We start from the raw sequence: 454 nt of genomic DNA, 5'->3' as shown, positions 1-454 counted from the left end.
CTGCTGGAAATCGTCCGCAAGCGCTTTCCGCTGGTGCCGCTGCGCCAGCTCATGCGTCACCATTTCGACTCGATTTCGCACTGCAAGAAGGTCGTGCAGAGCACCAAGGTGCTGCTGGCCGAGACGGACGACGTGGTCCCGCACGAGTGCTCGGAACGGCTGATGGCGGCCTGGCCGGGGCCGGTTTCGCTCCAGACCATTCCCGGCGTGGACCACTTCACCATCGTCGAACGGCCCGAGACGTGGCAGGCCCTCTGCGAATTCGCGCAACAAGTGCCTCATCATCCACACGAACGACCGACCGTCCGTGTGGATAAGGTGCCACCCACCGATCATTCAGATACCGGAGTGGCGTTGCCGCTACCTGCAGCACGGTAGAATGCGCGCCATGAAAAGATTTGCAGTCAAGGCTGCCGCCGTCACCGCGGCGCTGGCAGCGAGCGGCGTGTTGCTC

General features: G+C 63.4%; 1 protein-coding gene. It reads left to right on the top strand.

From position 1 onward, the window contains the following. Nucleotides 1-378 (top strand): hypothetical protein (locus AB4Z35_RS30485; protein WP_442101227.1); only part of this gene is annotated, 378 nt, incomplete at its 5' end. Nucleotides 379-454: the final 76 nt, after the last annotated feature.

Source organism: Pseudomonas sp. KB_15 (genome assembly GCF_052114525.1).
GTDB lineage: Bacteria > Pseudomonadota > Gammaproteobacteria > Pseudomonadales > Pseudomonadaceae > Aquipseudomonas.
Note: the sequence above shows the minus strand (reverse complement) of the source record. Positions and strands in the feature narration are given on the sequence as shown.